The organism is Thauera carbonicopians, assembly GCF_025699485.1.
In the GTDB taxonomy this organism is placed as follows: domain Bacteria; phylum Pseudomonadota; class Gammaproteobacteria; order Burkholderiales; family Rhodocyclaceae; genus Thauera.
In genome coordinates, this window is sequence record NZ_JANUXN010000003.1 from 56,605 (window position 1) to 73,993 (window position 17,389).

Here is a 17,389-nt window from a genome sequence, read left to right on the forward strand (position 1 = left end):
GCACGAGCGAAATTTACTCGACCGGGGGTTCGGTGTAGCTCGCGCCGGCGCTGTTGGCCAGGAAGGCTACCGCGCGGCTCACCTCGGTGTCGGTCAGGTCGCTGCCGCCGCCGCGCGGGGGCATCGCACCCTTGCCGGCGATGGCCGAAGCGGTCAGGCCGTTGTGGCCCAGCGCCAGGCGGGGACCCCAGCCTGCTGCGTCACCCGTCTTCGGCGCACCGACCAGGCCGGCTTCGTGGCACGCAGCACAGGTCGCCTTGTAGATCTGCTCGCCAGTGCGGGAACCCGGCGCGATCTTCACCGCCTGGATCTCCACGCGGGCGACCGGCTGGATCAAGGTGGCGGTCAGTTCCGGGTCGACCGAACTTTGATTGCCACAGCCGGCCAGCCCGGCGGCTGCGATCATGACGACAGGCATTGCGAAGCGGGTGAGAGCGCGATGGTTCGACATGCTCGGGTCCTTTGACTTGTGTTATGGCGCAAGGCGAAAGCACGGATTATAGCCATGTAAAAACCATTGTGGCAGCGCGGCATGGACTTCGCGGACAAACACGGCTATGCTTGCGACCCTTGTGCGGGTACCGATCCGCGCAAGCCCCCGCGCCCGTAGCTCAGCTGGATAGAGTACTGCCCTCCGAAGGCAGGGGTCGGACGTTCGAATCGTCTCGGGCGCGCCACATTGAAGCCGTTGATTTCCTCGCGAAGTCGGCGGCTTTTTGCATCCAGAAGGCGCGTTTGCTGTCGTCTTTCTCTCGCTCGGCGTTCGCCTGGGCGATCACGATCATTTCATTGATGCCGAGCAGTTCGGCTACACGCGCGGCGGTGTAGTCGTCCATCGTCCTTTTCTTCGTACGGTACTGGCTGATTTGAGCGGTGGAGCATCCGACTAGGCGGGCGAGTTCTCCATCGGTGGCTAACCCGTATTGGGTTTTCGTTTCGTCAAGCATTTCTAGAGTGTTCATATCGGTTTCCTCCTTCAACGGGCGTTAGTGTCGGCGCTTTGCTAACACTTGACAACTAACGTCTGTTAGTTCATGTTTCGCTTGCTAACAAATGTTAGTGATGAACATGACAAGTCATTGGAGGTAGCAACGTGATCAAGGTCGAAATCTCGGACGAAACCGTCCATGTCAAGCAAGGCATCTCGGGCCGCACCCAGAAGCCGTACATGATTCGCGAGCAAGAGGGCTGGGGCTTCTTCTATGCGGTCGATGGTCGTCCGCACCCGCACCCTCAGCGTGTCCGCCTGACGCTCGAAGATGAACAGGCGCCGTACCCGAAGGGCCTGTATGTCCTGGCGCCCGAGTCGCTGTTCGTGGATCGCTGGGGCCAGGTCTCCATCCGCGCGAAGCTTCGCCCGGCCGCAGTGAAGTCCGTCCAGCAGGCCGCGTGATGTTTTCCGTAACAGTCACGGAAATGGTTCGCGTGATCCGCGCGTGCCGTTTGCGCGCATCAGTTCGGGGGCGTTTCCCGGCTCGCTGGGCGCGCCTTGGTGTCACCGGCACCTTCAAGCGGGTGGCCTGATGGACTGCCCGACGTGCAATGCACCGGACTATCACCCGGACCCGTCCGGCCCGAACGGTGAGTTGTGGATGATTTGCGAGTCCTGCGGCCTGATGGTCGATCACGACGGCAAGGTCGTGGCCGGTGAGGCGCCGATGTCCTTCCATGAGCTGCAGGGCTTCGATCGCTTGGAAAGGGATGAGTGATGGACTGCCCGTGGTGCGTAGAGCCCGTCTTTGAATTCGACCCGGACTTCCTGGACGGCAAGACATTGAAGACATGTCGGTCGTGCGGTCTTGTGGGGGATTTCGTAGGCGAGTTCTCGGACCCGGGTGAAGCCGAAGTTCCCCCGATTCTTTTCGTGACAGTCACGAAAAAAGACTGATGCAACTGCACCCCTACCTTGCCTCGACCGACTGCGCCTTCACTCGCCTGGTGCGGGCGAATTACTGGCTCATCGCGGACACGGACTTCCGCAATGCCCAGTACTGGCGCGATCAGGTCGCACTGTGCGAACAGCAGTATGTCGCACAGTCGATCGGCGCCGCGAACATCCCGCAGGACGTCAAGGAACGGCGCCAGCGGCTCGTGCGGGAACAGGTAGGGGTTGCCATGCGGACCGGCTATGAGGCCGCTTCCAAGCGCTGGCACAAGGGCGGAACCGATGTTGCTTATTGACTGGCTCACCCTGCGCGTGAAGCTCAGCCCGTCGATGGGGCAAGCGATCTGGGATCGCGTCATGTCGTGCCGTGGCCGGCTGCAGTGCTTCGACAGCGATGGCGCGCTCGCCTGGGAAAAGAACACCCTCGATATCGACAAGCTTAGATCCGACACCGTCGGCCTGGTCTGGCAGATCCAGTCGGATGGCAAGGATGAGTACCTGGTGATCGCCGGCTCGCCCGCCAGCCTCGAGAACGACGGCCTGAACGTTTTCGGCAGCCTCGACATCGTCAAGGGTGCTCAGACCCTGATCAAGGTCGCCCAGAAGTCGCTGCAGGCCTTTTTGCCCGGTTATACGGCCTGGCAGTGCCGCCGGATCGACATCACCGGTAACTACCTGCTGCCGGATTTCGACAGCGTCAAGCAGGCGCTGCAGATGCTCATGGTCACCGATGGCGGCCGGCGCAAGGCGTCGAGCGCCAAGAACGGCGGCGATACCGTCAGCTGGAACCCCAAATCGCACATGGCAAAGGGTAAGGCCTACCACAAGGGCCCCCAGCTTCGGATGCTGTCCAGAAAGGGAAAGGTCGCCGTTTCTGAAGAGCAACTGACGATGTCCGATCGGCTGCTGCGCCTGGAGCATACCCGGGCGGCGGAGTTTTTCCGGCGGATGGAGAAGGCGGGCGGCAAGTGGTGGGATTTGACGGAAGAGAAGCTGGAGAAGCTGTACGCCGATTTTTTCGGCCCCTTGGTGGATGGCGTGGAGGTGAGAGACATGAACAGGGATGACGTGATCAAGATGATCAGGGACGCAAGCGATATTACGAAGGGTAGGGCGGAAGCGGCGTTCACCACGATGCTGAATATTCGGCAATTCGGCTTTGAGCAGGTCAAGGGCTATATGCCGGCTCGCACTTTTTATTTGCACATGAAGTATTTGCGCGCCGCCGGCATCACCGATGGCGACCTGCACACCGCGAAGGTGATCCCGCTGCGCCCGGTGCGCATCGTGCTGGCCCAGCCGGTCGGCTCGTGGGACGAATTGAGACGGGCGGCGTAATGCTCTGCGTAGAGGTCGCCCACGATGGAACGGTTTATGTGGTTGATCCTCAGCCAGCTGTCGCGGCGGGCTGTGGGTACGTTTTGGTCAGCGGCAATGCGGCGGCTTCGCCGTATTCGGCGCTGACACCCGAGCAAGGCGCTCAGATCAGCACGGCAATCGTGATGGTCTGGTCGCTTGCATATGGCTTTCGGGTACTCGCTCGGATGGCCAAATCTTCAAACGATGAAAAGGAGTAGCAAAAATGGAAGTCACCGAAATCGTCACCTTCATCGAAGGCCTGATGGTCGCCATCACCGCCATCGGCACGGCCGTGCTGACCATTCACTACGGCGCCAAGGCCTTCAGCTGGATCCGCAAGGCCGGCTGATCGTGCAACCCTGAAACGGGGTGCAATGCCCGGCGAATGCCGGGTTTTGCACCCCGTTTCTTTTTGGAGGATCCCGGAAATGGGAGGGGAATTCGTGATCATCGCAGCGCTGGGGGCGGCATGGCTAATCTTTACCGCGTGATCTGGTTTCTGATCGGCGTGCTGATATCGGCGGCGCCGATGCTGGCATTTGCGCAAGGCACGAGTTATCCGGGCACTGATTGTTATCAGTTCGAAGGCTCGACGACGTGTTATCCGGATGTTGCTACGGCTTGCGGCCCTAATCAAAACGGCTACACCTATCAGAATTGGACGTTTAATTGTCGTAATAAGAGTACGGGAGTGATTCTCCGCTCGGGCATTATTTCCTTTACGTGCCCGAGCGGTGGCGTTAAGGCTTCGGATGGCTCTCGGATGTGTATTTTGAGCCAATGTAATGCCAGTGATGTGCGCGGGTCTGATGACAGTGTTTTTAGTGGCACATGCTTTGGCGGTTGCAGCTATAGACCGGCAGCAGTGGTAAGCACGCCATTCGGTAATGAGTTTTACGGCCCATTTGTTGGGACGGGTCTTCAGTGCAGTACGGGCGAAGGCGATGCCGAAGAGCAAGAGAATTGCGAACCACCACAAACCTCGACGCCTCCATCCTGCCCGAACAATGGCAGTCCGTATTACTCGTGCTCGTCCGGCTGGACCTGCCTGAGCGAGGAATTCAGCTGCCCGTCCGGCCAGTCCTGGAATGGGCGTAGGTGCGCACCCTCGGCGCCGTGCGGCCCGGGCTTTACAAAGAACTCAATCGGCATTTGCGTCCAGGACACGGATCCAGATCCGGGCGACGGTGGTGGTGATGGTGGTGGTGGCGACACGGGTGGCGGCGACGACGGTGGGGGGAATGACGGCGGCGATACAGGCGGCGGGGATGACGGTGGGGGCGGTGATACGGGCGGCGGTGACGATGGATCTGGCCCGGGCGGTGGTGGCGGTGATGGTGGCGGTTCTGGCGATGGAGGCAATGGCGGTAACGGTGGCAATGGCGGCAACAATTCCGGTAACGGTGACGGAAATGGCGACGGTGATAACCAGGGCGACGGCAGCTCTAAATGGGGCGCGTCCTGCGGCGGCTCGGTGTTATGCCAGGGCGATGCAATCATGTGTGCGATCGCCAGGATGGACCACGATCGGAAGTGCCGTGATCAGGCCATTGCAAATAATGCGGAATCGGTGGCTGCAGGGAATCGGTATATGGGCGCAGCAAAGGGCATCAGCGATGAAGATGCCGCGCGCGCACTGAACAAGGATGGGGCAGGGGATTTTGATTTCGGTGCCGAGTGGGAAGCGAATCAAAAGGACTGGGTCGATGCGCCGATCGCGGCGGCCTGCATCCATATCGATCCGATCGAAGTGTTTGGCAAAACGATCAACATAGATGCCGTGCCGCTGTGCTCGGTCGCGGATTTTGTGCGCGTGCTGCTGCACATTATTGCCTACATGAACCTGATTCGTCTCGTCGTAAGGGAGTAAGACATGGCACTGCCTCTCGTTGTAAGCGCTGGCATCGGCGCGCTGCTCTCGGGCTTGATCGGTGCGGTGGTCAGTAATGCTGGCCGGCTGCTGGTCGCGTTCGGGATCACGCTCATCTCGGTCAAGGGCATTGAAACGGTGGTCGGCTACCTGGTGCATGACATCGCATTGATCGGCTCGGCATTCAACTGGTCGGGCGGATCGGGCAGCAACTTCGGCAACTTCGGGGCCGCGATGATGCAGCTGGCGGTCTATGCCGGCCTGTTCGATGTCATCAATATCCTGATCTCGGGTTACATGGCGATCGCTTCGCTGAAGATGTTCCGCACCTATGTGGGGCGCATGAAATGATCTACCTGAACACCGGTCTGCCCGGTGCGGGCAAAACGCTCTACACGCTCGATACGGTGCGTGACCGTGCGATCAAAGAGCAGCGCACCGTTTATTACCACGGTATCGAGATCCTGAAGCCCGAGCTGTACGAAGGCTGGATTGAGCTGCAGGACCCGACGAAGTGGTATGAGTGCCCGGACGGCGCGATCATCGTCCATGACGAGTGCCAGGGCATTTACAGGACGCGCGGGGCGGGCGCTCAAGTGCCGAAGCACGTCGCGGAGTTCGAAACGCACCGGCATCGCGGCTTCGATATCTACCTGGTCACGCAGGCGCCCACGCTGATCGATTCGAATGTGCGGCGTCTGACGGGCCAGCACCGGCACCTGGTGGTCGGCATGGCGCCGAAGGTATCGACCGTGCATTTTTGGGCGCAGGTCAAAGAGGACTGCCACAAGTCCAGGACGGGCAGCGAACGCTCCAGCTTCGTGCATCCCGCGAAGATTATCGGCAGCTACAAGAGCGCCACGATCCATACGCACAAGTCGCGTGTGCCGAAGGCGGCGATCTTCCTGGCGCTGGTGCCGCTGATTCTGCTCGTGGCCGGCTACCTGCTGTACAGCTGGATCAGCGGTGTCCGCGGCGGGGATGACCAGGCCGTGCCCGATTCTGTGGCGGTGGAGCGGCCGCAGCTGCGGGAACAAAGGCGAGATCCGGAACCGCCGCCGGATCCGCTGGCGGCATGGATCGAGGCGCGCGTGCCGCGGATCCCGGGCTTGCCGCATACCGCGCCGATCTACGATGAAGTCACCAGGCCGACGACGGCTCCGGTGCCTGCAGCCTGCATCGAATGGCGCGGGAAGGGCTGCAGGTGCTTCACGCAGCAGGGCACGCGCATGGACGTGCCGGAATCGATGTGTGTGGAGTTCGTCGAGCGCGGCTACTTCGTGGATTTCGACGTAGCGCGCCGTGACAGTCACGAAAAATCTAGCGGCTCATGAAGCTGCATTTGAGTTCGGACATGCGGGCGGTTACCTCGCGGCGTTGATCTGTGAGTTTCTGTGTTGATTTCTGGCGGGCCTGGGCATCGATCTTCTCGACTCGTTTGCGTAGGGATTCGCATGAAGGGTGTTCGGGCTTGCTGCTTCCGATGCTTTGGGCGTAAGCGGCGGTCGATGCGAGAACGGTGATGATGATGGCGAGGGCATGTGTTTTCATGCACGGATGGTATGTGGTGCATCATCGGGTTCGGTGTGAATCTGGTCACAATCGTTAGATATACCGATAGTCGCGGGCAATTATAAAGCGTAACAGTTACGTTAAATGCAATTGGTAATTATCGTAACTGTTACGTAAAATACATACATGGACAACTGCAGCAGGTGCATGTGATGAAGGATCCAGCGGACAAGGTGACCGGCGAGCTGATCGACACCCCGAAAAAGCGCGGCCGGCCGGCGACGGGCAGGGCGCTGACGCCGGCGGAACGGATGCGCCGCATGCGGGCGCGCGAGGCCGGGCAAATGCGCGCTGCGAAGGAATATGGGGGTGTCGGCGCCCTGGTGGCGATGAACGATGCTGCGCTGCTCAAGCTGGCCGGCGACTGCATGCGAACTGGTGATGTGGAAATGTTCGGTCTTGTGATGAACGAAATGTTCCATAGAACACGGCGAAACAGACACGGGGTGTAGATCTCGACCGCCTCGACCAGACCCCAGCGGCGCGAGCGGCTACCGGAGAGATCTCGAAGAGATCTTGAGGATGGCTGCGGAGAGTTTGCAGGCTGCTTCACCAGGTGCAGAGCCTCGGGGATGCCCCCAAGGTGTAGAAGGTCGATCCCGCGCCATGTTGTGCAGCGCGGAAGCGCCTGGCACGGCCCTAGCTCCTTTCTGTCCCTGCAGACATACCCGACCGGCCCCGCGGTACGCCGCAGTTCCGGGCGGGCGCCTTCACATTTTCTACCATGCCAGGAAGAGCGACCCGGGTCGGAGCGTCAAGGGAATGTTCCAGTCCGGCCCGATCCGGCCCCTGTCGCCCAGCTCGCGCGGTGTAGAAGGTAGGGAACCACCATGCCGTCACCGGCCGCGGCGCCGCGGCCACGACGAGACCGGAACGGCTTGTAGGCTACTCGAACGCGGAGCGTTCCTGAATTGCAAAGACTCGCCGCAGGCGACCGCGTAAGCGGCGTGGGCGTGATCATCGCTTGCGATGATCAGGGGCGCGGTCTGCGCAGGGCGTGGCAGCGTGGTTTTTCTTGCGCAGAGCGTCTGAAAATTTCTTCGGTCGCTCGAAGGCGGAAAAGTGAGGGTTGCTATGTAACACCCTCACTTTGTGCAACGGGTTGCACTCTGGGGCATTTTCGGCACGTCAATCGATTCTCGTGGCGGACTGCCCGGGCTTGTCCGGTTATGGCTATGCACTCAGAATCGCCGGCATGGTGTTTGAGGACCTCATGAATGCTTATCTGTCGGCAAAGGCTCTGGATAACCGGTCAAGCGATCGTGACCAGTATAGTTTGGCGCGCCTTTCGCCGTACTTTGGAGGTCGTGATGTCCGTGGCCTAAAGCGCGCTCATGTGCGTGACTACGTTCGGCTTCGATTGGCGGACGGGGTGAAGGTCTCAACGGTGCGCCGGGAGCTTCGCGTGTTTTGCGCGGCGATCAACTTCGTCCGGCTTGAGCATGATCTGCATGAGTTGCCGAATCCGGTCGCAAAGCTGGGCCTCTCCGCTGAAGAGCCGCGTGTGCGATGGATCACACAGGAAGAGGCTGCAAGGTTGGTTGCTGCTGCGGAAAGGGTGGCTAGAAGGCCTCACCTGTCGGCGTTCATACGGCTGGCGCTGAATACTGGCTGTCGGCGTGGTGAGTTGCTGGGTTTGGAGTGGTCGCGCGTCGATGTGGATCGACGGTTCTTCCTGCTGGAGGCGCGCCACACGAAGGGAAGGAAGCGGCGGACGGTGCCGCTGAATGATGATGCCTTGGGGGCGCTTGAAAGGCTGAAGCGCTGGCAGGCGGAGCGTTTGTCGGGATCGCCTTGGGTGTTCGGCTGGAGGCCGGGGAGCAGGATCACCACGTTTAAAACGGCGTGGAGGTCATCGCTTGAGCGGGCGGGGATTGATGATTTCAGGATTCATGACTTGCGGCATACGTTCGCAAGCTGGTTGGTGATGCAGGGAGTGTCGCTGTACGTTGTGAAGGACCTGCTAGGGCACGCCAGCATCACGCAAACTGAAATCTATGCGCACTTGGCGCCAAGCCAGGGAGCAGCCGCCGTGCAGCGTTTGCTGCCCTTCTGATGAAGCCCTCCGAAGGCAGGGGTCGGACGTTCGAATCGTCTCGGGCGCGCCACATTGAAGCCGTTGATTTCCTCGCGAAGTCGGCGGCTTTTTGCCGTCTACCTCGGCTGCAGGGTATCCAGCAGCAACTGCTTGTGCACCTCGCGAACCTGTTCCAGGGACAGCGGAAGATCGTTGTCCTGGTACAGCATGCGCATCACGATCCACATCACGAGTGGCGCGGCCGACAGCATGAAATGCTCGGTCAATGCGCTGTGCCGCATGATGCCGTTGCCGACGTATTCATCCACTGCAGCCTGGTCCCTGATTCGCCGTGGTTCCAGCATCCTGTCGTACCAGCGCCGGATCAGCTCCGGGGTGCGCCTGCTTTCGGTGATGAGCAACTGGAAGGTTGCCATCACGATCGGTTCGTCGAGCCTGTCATACATCTGATCCACGTAGGACGCCACGACTTCCGGCAGCGCTGCTCCCGTCGCTGCCGGCAGCATGCCGTCGTCCTTCAGGGACGGCGTCAGTGCCGTTTCCAGCAGATCCTCGAAAACTTCGTCCTTGCTCTTGTAATGGGCATAGATGCCGGCTTTGGACAGGCCTGCGCGAGCGGCAATGCGTTCGATCGTGGCGGCGGCATAGCCGTGGCTGGAGAACTCGATGAGCGCGGCGTCCAGGATTTCCCGCTTGCGCTCGACCGACGGCAGGTAGCGCCGTCGTTGGGTTTCGGTTTTCTGGCGGGTGCCGGAGGTCAAAGGGGCTCCTGTTGCCGGATTTCAGCAAAAGCGTATCGGTGAAAAAGGAATTGTAGTCGCTCACCACGTGGTGGGGACATGCAGGGCCGGATCGCAAATCCGGTCGGGAATGTGGGCAGATGTGAGCAAGTAATTCAAGAAAACGAACGGTCGGTTGTTTGTGCTAGCATCGAACAGCGACTGAACGCTCGTCCTGGCAGGACGAGGGATGAAGGAAAGGAGCCCGGAAATGCCTGAGGTCAAGGTCGATAATACGATTCCGTCGTGGAAGGCGCTGGATGCCAGCGTGCATGCCGTCTTGTCACATGCATGGTCGTCGATTTCGCAACACTCCCTGCTGCTTGCCTGGATGGACTGGGCGACGCACTTGGCCGCCAGTCCGGGAAAATGCCTGGAGTTGACGCGGCGGGCGTTCGAGCAGGCGGCGCAGATGCAGATCAGGCCGCTCGAGCGTCCGGCAGGTTTCGGCAAGAATGCGGAAGCGGTAGACACAGCGCAGGCCGACGACCGGCGCTTCAGGGATCCCGCCTGGAACTGCTGGCCGTTCAACATGCTGCGCGACGCTTTCCTGATGCAGGAGCGCTGGTGGGATGAGGCCACGCACGGTGTATGGGGCGTCGATCGGCATCACGAGCATGTCGTCGCCTTTGCTGCGCGCCAGTGGCTGGACATGTTCTCGCCGGGCAACCTGCCTTTTGCCAACCCGGTGGTGTTGAAGCGGACGTGGGATGAGCGCGGCGTCAACCTGCTGCGTGGGTTCGATTATTTTCATGACGACGTCACGCGCTGCCGGCAGCGCCAGCCGCAGCCAGGCACCGAGCAGTTCGTCGTCGGGCGCGACGTCGCCGTCACGCCGGGCAAGGTGGTGTTCAGGAACCGGCTGATCGAGCTGATCCAGTACGCGCCGACGACCGGCAAGGTGCATCCCGAGCCGATCCTGATCGTGCCGGCCTGGATCATGAAGTACTACATCCTCGACCTGTCCCCGCACAATTCACTGGTCCGTTATCTGGTGGAGCAGGGCTACACGGTGTTCTGCATCTCGTGGAAGAACCCGGATGCCGATGACCGCGACCTGGGGATGGACGATTACCTGGAACTCGGCTTCCGTGCCGCGCTGGATGCGGTGACCGCCATCGTGCCGGAGAGCAAGGTGCACGCCACCGGCTACTGCCTGGGCGGCACCTTGCTGGCCATGGCCGCGGCGGCGATGGTCCGGGACGGCGATGAGCGGCTGGCTTCGCTCAGCCTGTTCACCGCGCAGACCGATTTCAGCGAGCCCGGCGAGCTGGCCCTGTTCATCGACGAGAGCCAGATCGCCCTGCTGGAAGCTCAGATGGCCGATACCGGCTATCTGTTCGCCGAGCAGATGGGCGGCGCCTTCATGATGCTGCGCTCCTACGATCTGCTGTGGTCGCGCCTGGTGGGTGAATACCTGCTCGGCGAGCGCCGGCCGATGAACGATCTGATGGCCTGGAATGCCGATGCAACCCGCATGCCGGCGAAGATGCACGCCCAGTATCTGCGCCGGCTCTTCCTCAATGACGATCTGAGTGAAGGCCGCCAGCCGGTGGCAGGGCGGCCGGTGTCGGTGGGCGACATCCGGCTGCCGGTGTTCAGCGTCGGCACCGTTGCCGATCACGTGGCGCCCTGGCGTTCGGTCTACAAGCTGCACTACCTGTCGCCGGCGGAGATCACCTTCGTGCTGACCACCGGCGGCCACAACGCGGGCATCGTCAGCGAGCCCGGCCGGCCGCGGCGCCAGTACCAGTTGCACACCCGTCCGGCGGGAGGCGGCTACATCGCGCCGGACGAGTGGCAGGCCACGGTGCCGGTGCAGCAGGGCTCCTGGTGGCCGGCGTGGAGCGAATGGCTGCGCCAGCGCTCGGGCGTGCCGGTCGAGCCGCCGCAAATGGGTGCGTCCCGCCGGCGCTACCGGGTGCTTGGCGATGCACCGGGCGAATATGTGAAGGGAAAGTGACGTCGCTCCGGCGGATGTTGCTGCAGCCTGGAGAAAACCAGAATGAATCGCAGCATGTACATGGCGTTCGTCGCGGCGGCGGTGGCCTTGTCCCCGAACCCGGCCGTCGCGCAGGATTCATCGGCTTCCGGTTACCGCCTGTACATCGACGGCGGTGCCACGATGGAGGGAGAGTCGGCAAGCACGGCCTCCTTGGGGGTGCTGATTCCTTCCCGCCTGTTCCCGTCGGTGCCGCGCACGGCCGGTCCCCTGGCCCTGCATTGGGATCTGTCCGTGAGCCACTGGCGGACGCAACGCGAACACGGCGGCCACCATTCATTCACCCAGTTGACCGGCATGGGCGTGTGGCGCCATCCGCTCGGCGGGCCGAATGCACCGCTGTTCGTCGATCTAGGCCTTGGCGTCAGCGTCTTCGATCGTCTGTACACCGCCGGAACGGAACGTTTCAGTACCGCGCTGCAGTTCACGCAGGTGCTCGGCGTGGGCTACCGCTTCGGGCCGAAGCAGGCCTGTGAGGTGTCGCTGCGTGCCCAGCACATCTCCAATGCCGGCATCAAGAAACCCAACCCGGGGGAGGAGGTTCTCCGGGTGCGCTTCGCCTATTCGTTCTGACGGCGCTTTCGCGGCAATGGACCGGGCTGCCGTTTGATTCCTGCGGCGATTTACCCGAGCATTTGCGTTTTGCAGCCGCATGTCCGCGGAGCCGATGCTGCGGGTGCCTGCGAATGATCACAACACGAGTGGAACTTCATGACCAACAACGCGATTGCCATTTACGCCAAACGCCGCACGCAGTACGCCATCGGCAAGGCGCTGCCCATCTCCGAAGCCGAAGTCGAAGCGCTGATCCAGCAAGCGGTCCGCCTGGCGCCTTCGTCCTTCAATTCGCAAAGCTCGCGCGCCGTGATCCTGTTCGGCGCGGAGCATGAGAAGCTGTGGAACCTGACGCGGGAGACGCTGCGCCCGCTCGTGCCGGCGGATGCGTTCGCCTCGACGGATGCCAAGATGAGCGCTTTTGCCGCGGGCGCCGGCACGGTGCTGCTCTTCGAGGACCAGGACGTGATCGCGGAGCTGCAGCGGAAATTTCCGCTGTATGCCGACAATTTCCCGATCTTCGCCGAGCATTCGGCCGGCATGGCGCAGTTCGCGGTGTGGACCGCGCTGGCCGAGGCCGGTATCGGCGCGAGCCTGCAGCACTACAACCCGGTCATCGACGAAGCGGTGGCGAAGGAGTGGAAGCTCCCCGCATCGTGGAAGCTGCGTGCGCAGATGCCGTTCGGCTCTAGCCTCAAGCCGTTTTCAGAGAAGACCTTCATCGCGGACGAGGTGCGATTCAGGACCTTCCGCTGATGCGCATGGGTGCTGCCCGGGCACCTACTACGCGGGCAGTGCCGGCGATTCCGATGCGGAGATCGGGAGTCCCCAGCCGAGGGAGAACCTCGTCCGCCTGCGCTTTGCCTGGCGATTCTGAATCCTGGTGCCGGGCAAGTATTCACTTGCCGTGCAGCAGCTTGACCACCCGCCTGAGGGTGTTCTCTTCCGGGTGGGGCTGGACCAGGAAGCCGAGGCTGTGCATCAGCCGCAGCATCCTGGCGTTGTTGCCGAGCACGTCGCCGAAGATGGCGCGGTAGCGCCGGGCGCGGGCGACTTCGATGAGTGCGCCCATCAGGCGGCGGCCCAGGCCGTGGCGCTGCCAGCCGTCGCCGACCTCCAGGGCGAATTCGACCGATTCGCCGTCGGCGGCGAGCACGTAGCGGGCGCTGCCGATCATCTGTTCCGCGCCGCTGTCGTCGGTGGTGGTGGCGATCAGCGCCATCTCGCGGTCGTAGTCGATCTGGGTGAAGCGCGCGACCATCGCCGGGCTCAGCGCCTCGATCGGCTCCATGAAGCGCAGGAAGCGGGTTTCGGCGCTGAGCGTGTCGAAGAAGGCGAGCAGCAGTCCGGCATCCTCGGGGCGGACCGGGCGGGTGCGGATGCTGCGGCCGTCGCCGATCTGCCAGTCCTGCATCAGGTGCAGCGGATAGGGGTGGATCGCCATGTGGGCGTAGCGGTCGCTGCCGGCGGGCAGGCCCTGGTCGATGGCGATGCGGGCATCGGCGGCGATGGCGCCGTCGGCGTCGACGATCAGCGGGCCGATTTCCAGTTCGCGCACCCAGGGCAGCTCGCAGACGAGATCGGATACCGATACCAGCACCGCCTCGATCGCGCTGCGCTTGAGCACGCAGGCCGTGCCCCGAGGCCCCTGCGCTCCGGCCGGTATCGCCGAGTCGATGAGGTCGCGCGCAAGCACCGCATTCAGCGGCGGCAGGGCGAAGTTGCGCAGTGCCGAGGCGTTCTGCGGTCCCAGGCTGATGACCGGGCCGAAGGTGGCGTCGCGGTCGACGCGGATGCTGAATTCGCGCGCCTGCGGGCGATACAGATAGGGCTCGATCGAGACGCCGTCGATGCGTGCGCCGGGGTGGCGCTGGCGGATGGTGTCGACGATGTCGTGATAGGCGTTCCACACCGATTCGGCGGTGTTGAGGTTCAGCCGCACGCCGCCGGCGTCGGCCTTGCTGGCGATGTCGGCGGCCTCGATTTTCATCGCTACCGGGAAGCCGGTCTGTTCGGCGACGAACAGGGCCTCGGTGGCGTCGCGCGCGACCGTGCTGGGCGTGACCGCGATGCCGAAGCTGCGCAGCAGCGCTTTCGACTCCATTGCCGACAAGGTGTGGCGGCGCTGGTTGAGCAGGGCTTCGATCAGCATGCGGGCGCCGCCGCTGCGCGGTTGGGCGCTGCCGGCGGCGCCGCCCGCGGTCTGCAGCAGCAGTGCCTGGCTGCGGTGGAAGCGCGAGATGTCGTGGAACAGCTCGATCGCCGCCTCCGGTGAGCTGAACACCGGGATGCCGGCCTGCGCGAGCAGCGCCCGCGCTTCGGCCACCTGGCCGCCGCCCATCCAGCAGCAGCACAGCTTGAGCCGCAGCTGGGCGGCGAGTTCGATGATCTCCTGCGCGACCTCGACCGGCTCGACCAGCGCATGCGGCGACAGGATCACCAGCAGGTTGGACACTGCCGCATCCTCGGCCAGCGCCAGGATGGCGTCGCGGTACAGCAGCGGCCCGGCATTGCCGCCGAGGTCCAGCGGATTGTGGCTGCGGCGCTCGCGCCCGCCCAGGCGCTCGAGCGCGGCGATGGTCGGCGAGCCGAGGCAAACCAGTTCGGTGCCCAGATCCCGCGCACGGTCGGCGGCGAGGTCGGCCGGGCCGCTGCCGTTGGAGACGATGGCCAGGCTGTCCTCGCGTGGCTGGAAGCCGCAGGACAGCGCCTTGGTGGCGAAGAAGAGCTGGTCGATGTTCTGCACGCGGACCACGCCGGCACGGCGCATGGCGGCATCGAAGACGAGGTCGGCCGGTGCTGCGCGCAGGCCATCCGGCGCGTCGCCGTGGCGGCCGGGCTTGAGCACGATGATCGGCTTGACCCGCGCCGCCGAGCGCAGCGCGCTCATGAAATGGCGGGCGTTGTGCACCCGGTCCACGTACAGCAGGATGTAGCGCGTGCTGACATCATGGGTCAGGTATTCCAGGGTTTCGCCGAAGTCGATGTCGACGGTGCCGCCGAGCGAGATCACCGACGAGAAGCCGACCTCATTGGTCAGCGCCCAGTCGAGCATCACCGAGCACATCGCGCCGGACTGCGAAACCAGGGCGATCTCGCCGGGCTTGACCGCGATGCGGGTGAGCGCGGCGTTGAGCCCGCTGCCCGGGCGGGCGACGCCCAGGCTGCCGGGGCCGAGCAGGCGCAGCCCGGTTTCGCGCGCGCTGTCGATGATGCGGCGCTCGAGCGTGTGGCCGGCGGCGCCGACGATGACGGCGTTGCGCACGCCGTGGCGCCCGCATTGCGCGACGATGTTGTGCAGCATGCGTGCCGGCGTGGCGATGATGGCGAGGTCGATCGGACGGCCGACGTCCTCGAGCGACGGCAGGCAGGGGTGATCCTGGATGCTTTTATGTTTCGGGTTGATGGCGTACAGCGTGCCGCGGTAGCCGCCGTCGAGAAGATTGCGGAACAGGATGTTGCCCACCGAGCCCGGCGTGGCCGAGGCGCCGATGATGGCGATCGAGGACGGATCGAAGGCGGTGCTGAGAGCGTGCGGGCTGGTCATGATGGTCGGCGCCCCGAGGCGAGGGTGAAGTTGATTTGATACCAAATCAACAACTCATGTCCAATGATTTGTATCAGATTATCGAGGCGATGACGCGATCCGCAAAAAAAGCGGCCGTCGAAACGGCCGCAGCGGGAAGTGGAAGAAGAGGGGGTGGCGCTCAGCGCTCGTCGAAGCTGATCCTGAGCTGCTTGGTGGTGGCGCGGGCCTGGCAGCTCAGCACGAAGCCCTGGGCGACTTCGGCCGCTTCGAGGGTGAAGTTCTTGTCCATGACGACTTCGCCGTCCTGCACCTTGGCGCGGCAAGTGCAACAGACGCCGGCCTTGCACGAGAAGGGCAGGTCGAGGCCGGCGTTGAGCGCGGCGTCGAGCAGGTGCTCGTCCGGGCCGATGGCGATCTCGTGCTCCTTGCCGTCGAGCACCAGGGTCATCGTGATGTCCTTGGCCGCGGTGGCCACCGCTTCGGCGGTGCTGGAGGCGCCGACCGGGTGGGCGCCGGGGGGCAGGTTGGCGGTGAAGCGCTCGGTGCGGATGCGGTCGGCGGGCACGCCGGCGTCGACCAGCGCGTTCTCGGTGTCGCTGATCATCGCGTCGGGGCCGCAGATGAAGACTTCGTCCATGCTGCCCACCGGCAGCAGCGCGGCGATGATCTCGCGCACCTTGGTGCCGTCGATGCGGCCTTGCAGCAGGTCGACTTCCTGGGCCTGGCGCGACAGCACGTGGATCATCGTCAGGCGGTCGCGGTAGCGGTCCTTGAGGTCCTGCAGGGCCTCGTTGAACATCACCGTGGACATGCGGCGGTTGCCGTAGATCAGCGTGAACTTGGAGTCCGGCTGTTCTTCGAGCGTGCTCGCGGCGATCGACAGGATGGGCGTGATGCCCGAGCCGGCGGCGAAACCGACGCGGTGGATGGCGCGCTTCTTCCTGATCACGAAGCGGCCGTCGGGCGGCATCACCTGCAGCGTGTCGCCGGCCTTGATGGCGCGGGCGGCCCAGTTCGAGAACAGGCCGCCCTCGACCGGGCGGATGCCGATCTCGAGCTCGCCGCTCCGGGCGAGGCGGCTGCGCGGGCTGCTGATCGAGTAGTTGCGGCGCACGTCCTGGCCGTCGATGGTGGCGCGCAGGGTCAGGAACTGGCCCGGCTCGAAGTTGAAGCGCTCGCGCTCGGTGGCGGGGATGTCGAAGGTGATCGCCACGGCGCCGGCGGCCTCGGGGCTCACGCGCTTGACGGCGAGTTCTTGGAAACGGAGTGCTGACATGGCGTTTGGCTCCGGCGTCAGTAGGGTTTGAAGTAGTCGAAGGGTTCCTGGCAGTCGAGGCACTTGTACAGCGCCTTGCATGCGGTGGAACCGAACTGCGAGCTCAGGATGGTGTTGGTCGAGCCGCACTGCGGACAGGCCACCGGCCGGGTGTCGACGCGGCGCACGAACCTGATCACGCTGGTGTCGCTGGGGGTGGTGTGCGGCGGTGCGATGCCGTAGGCGCGCAGCTTGGCCTTGGCCTCCTCGCTCATCCAGTCGGTGGTCCAGGCCGGCGCGAGCTGCGTGATCACCCGCGCCTCGATGCCAGCCTGCTGCAGGCTTGCACGCACGTCGTCCTCGATCTGGCCCATCGCCGGGCAGCCGCTGTAGGTCGGGGTGATGACCACCTCGATGCCGTTCGCGGTTTCGCGGATGTCGCGCAGGATGCCCAGCTCGCGCAGCGTGACCACCGGGATCTCCGGGTCGGTCAGATGGTCGAGGGCGGCCCAGACGTCGTCGATCGTGGCGTGCATGGCGGTCGC

At 63.5% G+C, this 17,389-nt stretch carries 19 protein-coding genes and 2 tRNA genes; 15 read left to right on the top strand and 6 right to left on the bottom strand.

Going from position 1 to position 17,389, the window contains the following annotated elements:
* Positions 1–13: 13 nt before the first annotated feature.
* Positions 14–451 (bottom strand): c-type cytochrome, encoded by a 438-nt coding sequence (locus NX068_RS05290; protein WP_263460245.1) that lies wholly within the window; start codon positions 449–451, stop codon positions 14–16.
* A 149-nt stretch (positions 452–600) separates the two neighbouring features.
* Between NX068_RS05290 and NX068_RS05295 the strand changes: the two genes are divergently transcribed.
* From NX068_RS05295 to NX068_RS05335, 9 genes are all read left to right on the top strand, one after another.
* Positions 601–677, top strand: a tRNA-Arg gene (locus tag NX068_RS05295).
* 416 nt (positions 678–1,093) lie between these two features.
* Positions 1,094–1,393 carry a single-stranded DNA-binding protein gene (locus tag NX068_RS05300; RefSeq protein WP_263460246.1) on the top strand — a complete coding sequence of 100 codons (300 nt, stop codon included), beginning with the start codon at positions 1,094–1,096 and terminating at the stop codon, positions 1,391–1,393.
* Positions 1,394–1,523: 130 nt separating this feature from the next.
* The gene (locus NX068_RS05305) at positions 1,524–1,709 is read left to right on the top strand and encodes a hypothetical protein (protein ID WP_263460247.1); all 186 of its coding nucleotides are present in this window, start codon (positions 1,524–1,526) and stop codon (positions 1,707–1,709) included.
* A gap of 178 nt (positions 1,710–1,887) precedes the next feature.
* Positions 1,888–2,181: a hypothetical protein gene (locus NX068_RS05310; RefSeq protein ID WP_263460248.1), complete on the top strand. Its 294-nt coding sequence runs from the start codon at positions 1,888–1,890 to the stop codon at positions 2,179–2,181.
* A complete protein-coding gene (locus tag NX068_RS05315) occupies positions 2,168–3,223 on the top strand; it encodes a phage/plasmid replication protein, II/X family (protein ID WP_263460249.1) in 1,056 nt (351 codons plus the stop codon). The genes NX068_RS05310 and NX068_RS05315 overlap by 14 nt, the downstream gene beginning before the upstream one ends.
* Positions 3,224–3,467: 244 nt before the next feature.
* Positions 3,468–3,593: a major capsid protein gene (locus NX068_RS05320; RefSeq protein ID WP_263460250.1), complete on the top strand. Its 126-nt coding sequence runs from the start codon at positions 3,468–3,470 to the stop codon at positions 3,591–3,593.
* A gap of 120 nt (positions 3,594–3,713) precedes the next feature.
* A complete protein-coding gene (locus tag NX068_RS05325) occupies positions 3,714–5,114 on the top strand; it encodes a hypothetical protein (protein ID WP_263460251.1) in 1,401 nt (466 codons plus the stop codon).
* Between the two features lie 3 nt (positions 5,115–5,117).
* Positions 5,118–5,465, top strand: coding sequence for a DUF2523 family protein (locus NX068_RS05330; RefSeq protein WP_263460252.1), 348 nt, complete (start codon positions 5,118–5,120; stop codon positions 5,463–5,465).
* Positions 5,462–6,448: a zonular occludens toxin domain-containing protein gene (locus NX068_RS05335; protein WP_263460253.1), complete on the top strand. Its 987-nt coding sequence runs from the start codon at positions 5,462–5,464 to the stop codon at positions 6,446–6,448. Before NX068_RS05330 ends, NX068_RS05335 begins: the two co-directional genes overlap by 4 nt.
* Here NX068_RS05335 and NX068_RS05340 read toward each other — a convergent pair.
* Positions 6,435–6,665: a hypothetical protein gene (locus NX068_RS05340; protein ID WP_263460254.1), complete on the bottom strand. Its 231-nt coding sequence runs from the start codon at positions 6,663–6,665 to the stop codon at positions 6,435–6,437. The genes NX068_RS05335 and NX068_RS05340 overlap by 14 nt on opposite strands.
* 173 nt (positions 6,666–6,838) lie before the next feature.
* Between NX068_RS05340 and NX068_RS05345 the strand changes: the two genes are divergently transcribed.
* From NX068_RS05345 to NX068_RS05355, 3 genes are all read left to right on the top strand, one after another.
* On the top strand, positions 6,839–7,138 hold the full coding sequence (locus tag NX068_RS05345) for a hypothetical protein (RefSeq protein WP_263460255.1): 300 nt from the start codon (positions 6,839–6,841) through the stop codon (positions 7,136–7,138).
* Between the two features lie 707 nt (positions 7,139–7,845).
* Positions 7,846–8,742, top strand: coding sequence for a tyrosine-type recombinase/integrase (locus NX068_RS05350; protein ID WP_263460256.1), 897 nt, complete (start codon positions 7,846–7,848; stop codon positions 8,740–8,742).
* A tRNA-Ser gene (locus NX068_RS05355) sits at positions 8,695–8,794 on the top strand. The genes NX068_RS05350 and NX068_RS05355 overlap by 48 nt, the downstream gene beginning before the upstream one ends.
* 46 nt (positions 8,795–8,840) lie before the next feature.
* Here NX068_RS05355 and NX068_RS05360 read toward each other — a convergent pair.
* Complete coding sequence (locus NX068_RS05360; RefSeq protein WP_263460257.1) at positions 8,841–9,485, bottom strand: TetR/AcrR family transcriptional regulator; 645 nt, start codon at positions 9,483–9,485, stop codon at positions 8,841–8,843.
* A 229-nt stretch (positions 9,486–9,714) separates the two neighbouring features.
* Between NX068_RS05360 and NX068_RS05365 the strand changes: the two genes are divergently transcribed.
* The 3 genes from NX068_RS05365 (at position 9,715) to NX068_RS05375 (ending at position 12,816) form a co-directional block, all read left to right on the top strand.
* Positions 9,715–11,466, top strand: a complete 1,752-nt coding sequence (locus NX068_RS05365) for a PHA/PHB synthase family protein (protein ID WP_263460258.1) — start codon at positions 9,715–9,717, stop codon at positions 11,464–11,466.
* A 60-nt stretch (positions 11,467–11,526) separates the two neighbouring features.
* Positions 11,527–12,078, top strand: coding sequence for an acyloxyacyl hydrolase (locus NX068_RS05370; protein WP_263460259.1), 552 nt, complete (start codon positions 11,527–11,529; stop codon positions 12,076–12,078).
* 138 nt (positions 12,079–12,216) lie between these two features.
* Positions 12,217–12,816: a nitroreductase family protein gene (locus NX068_RS05375; protein ID WP_263460260.1), complete on the top strand. Its 600-nt coding sequence runs from the start codon at positions 12,217–12,219 to the stop codon at positions 12,814–12,816.
* Positions 12,817–12,958: 142 nt separating this feature from the next.
* Here NX068_RS05375 and NX068_RS05380 read toward each other — a convergent pair whose 3' ends face one another.
* The 3 genes from NX068_RS05380 to paaD form a co-directional block, all read right to left on the bottom strand.
* A complete protein-coding gene (locus NX068_RS05380; RefSeq protein ID WP_263460261.1) occupies positions 12,959–15,607 on the bottom strand; it encodes a bifunctional acetate--CoA ligase family protein/GNAT family N-acetyltransferase in 2,649 nt (882 codons plus the stop codon).
* Positions 15,608–15,767: 160 nt separating this feature from the next.
* Complete coding sequence (locus tag NX068_RS05385; protein ID WP_263460262.1) at positions 15,768–16,865, bottom strand: 2Fe-2S iron-sulfur cluster-binding protein; 1,098 nt, start codon at positions 16,863–16,865, stop codon at positions 15,768–15,770.
* 17 nt (positions 16,866–16,882) lie between these two features.
* Positions 16,883–17,380: a 1,2-phenylacetyl-CoA epoxidase subunit PaaD gene (paaD, locus tag NX068_RS05390; RefSeq protein WP_263460263.1), complete on the bottom strand. Its 498-nt coding sequence runs from the start codon at positions 17,378–17,380 to the stop codon at positions 16,883–16,885.
* Between the last annotated feature and the right edge of the window lie 9 nt (positions 17,381–17,389).

Coding starts and splice junctions, on each gene's coding strand:
- NX068_RS05340 (WP_263460254.1), bottom strand. CDS start 6,665: ATGAAAACACATGCCCTCGCCATCATCATCACCGTTCTCGCATCGACC.
- paaD (WP_263460263.1), bottom strand. CDS start 17,380: ATGCACGCCACGATCGACGACGTCTGGGCCGCCCTCGACCATCTGACC.
- NX068_RS05325 (WP_263460251.1), top strand. CDS start 3,714: ATGGCTAATCTTTACCGCGTGATCTGGTTTCTGATCGGCGTGCTGATA.
- NX068_RS05315 (WP_263460249.1), top strand. CDS start 2,168: ATGTTGCTTATTGACTGGCTCACCCTGCGCGTGAAGCTCAGCCCGTCG.
- NX068_RS05370 (WP_263460259.1), top strand. CDS start 11,527: ATGGCGTTCGTCGCGGCGGCGGTGGCCTTGTCCCCGAACCCGGCCGTC.
- NX068_RS05345 (WP_263460255.1), top strand. CDS start 6,839: ATGAAGGATCCAGCGGACAAGGTGACCGGCGAGCTGATCGACACCCCG.
- NX068_RS05290 (WP_263460245.1), bottom strand. CDS start 451: ATGTCGAACCATCGCGCTCTCACCCGCTTCGCAATGCCTGTCGTCATG.
- NX068_RS05385 (WP_263460262.1), bottom strand. CDS start 16,865: ATGTCAGCACTCCGTTTCCAAGAACTCGCCGTCAAGCGCGTGAGCCCC.
- NX068_RS05365 (WP_263460258.1), top strand. CDS start 9,715: ATGCCTGAGGTCAAGGTCGATAATACGATTCCGTCGTGGAAGGCGCTG.
- NX068_RS05320 (WP_263460250.1), top strand. CDS start 3,468: ATGGAAGTCACCGAAATCGTCACCTTCATCGAAGGCCTGATGGTCGCC.
- NX068_RS05335 (WP_263460253.1), top strand. CDS start 5,462: ATGATCTACCTGAACACCGGTCTGCCCGGTGCGGGCAAAACGCTCTAC.
- NX068_RS05375 (WP_263460260.1), top strand. CDS start 12,217: ATGACCAACAACGCGATTGCCATTTACGCCAAACGCCGCACGCAGTAC.
- NX068_RS05310 (WP_263460248.1), top strand. CDS start 1,888: ATGCAACTGCACCCCTACCTTGCCTCGACCGACTGCGCCTTCACTCGC.
- NX068_RS05330 (WP_263460252.1), top strand. CDS start 5,118: ATGGCACTGCCTCTCGTTGTAAGCGCTGGCATCGGCGCGCTGCTCTCG.
- NX068_RS05305 (WP_263460247.1), top strand. CDS start 1,524: ATGGACTGCCCGACGTGCAATGCACCGGACTATCACCCGGACCCGTCC.
- NX068_RS05380 (WP_263460261.1), bottom strand. CDS start 15,607: ATGACCAGCCCGCACGCTCTCAGCACCGCCTTCGATCCGTCCTCGATC.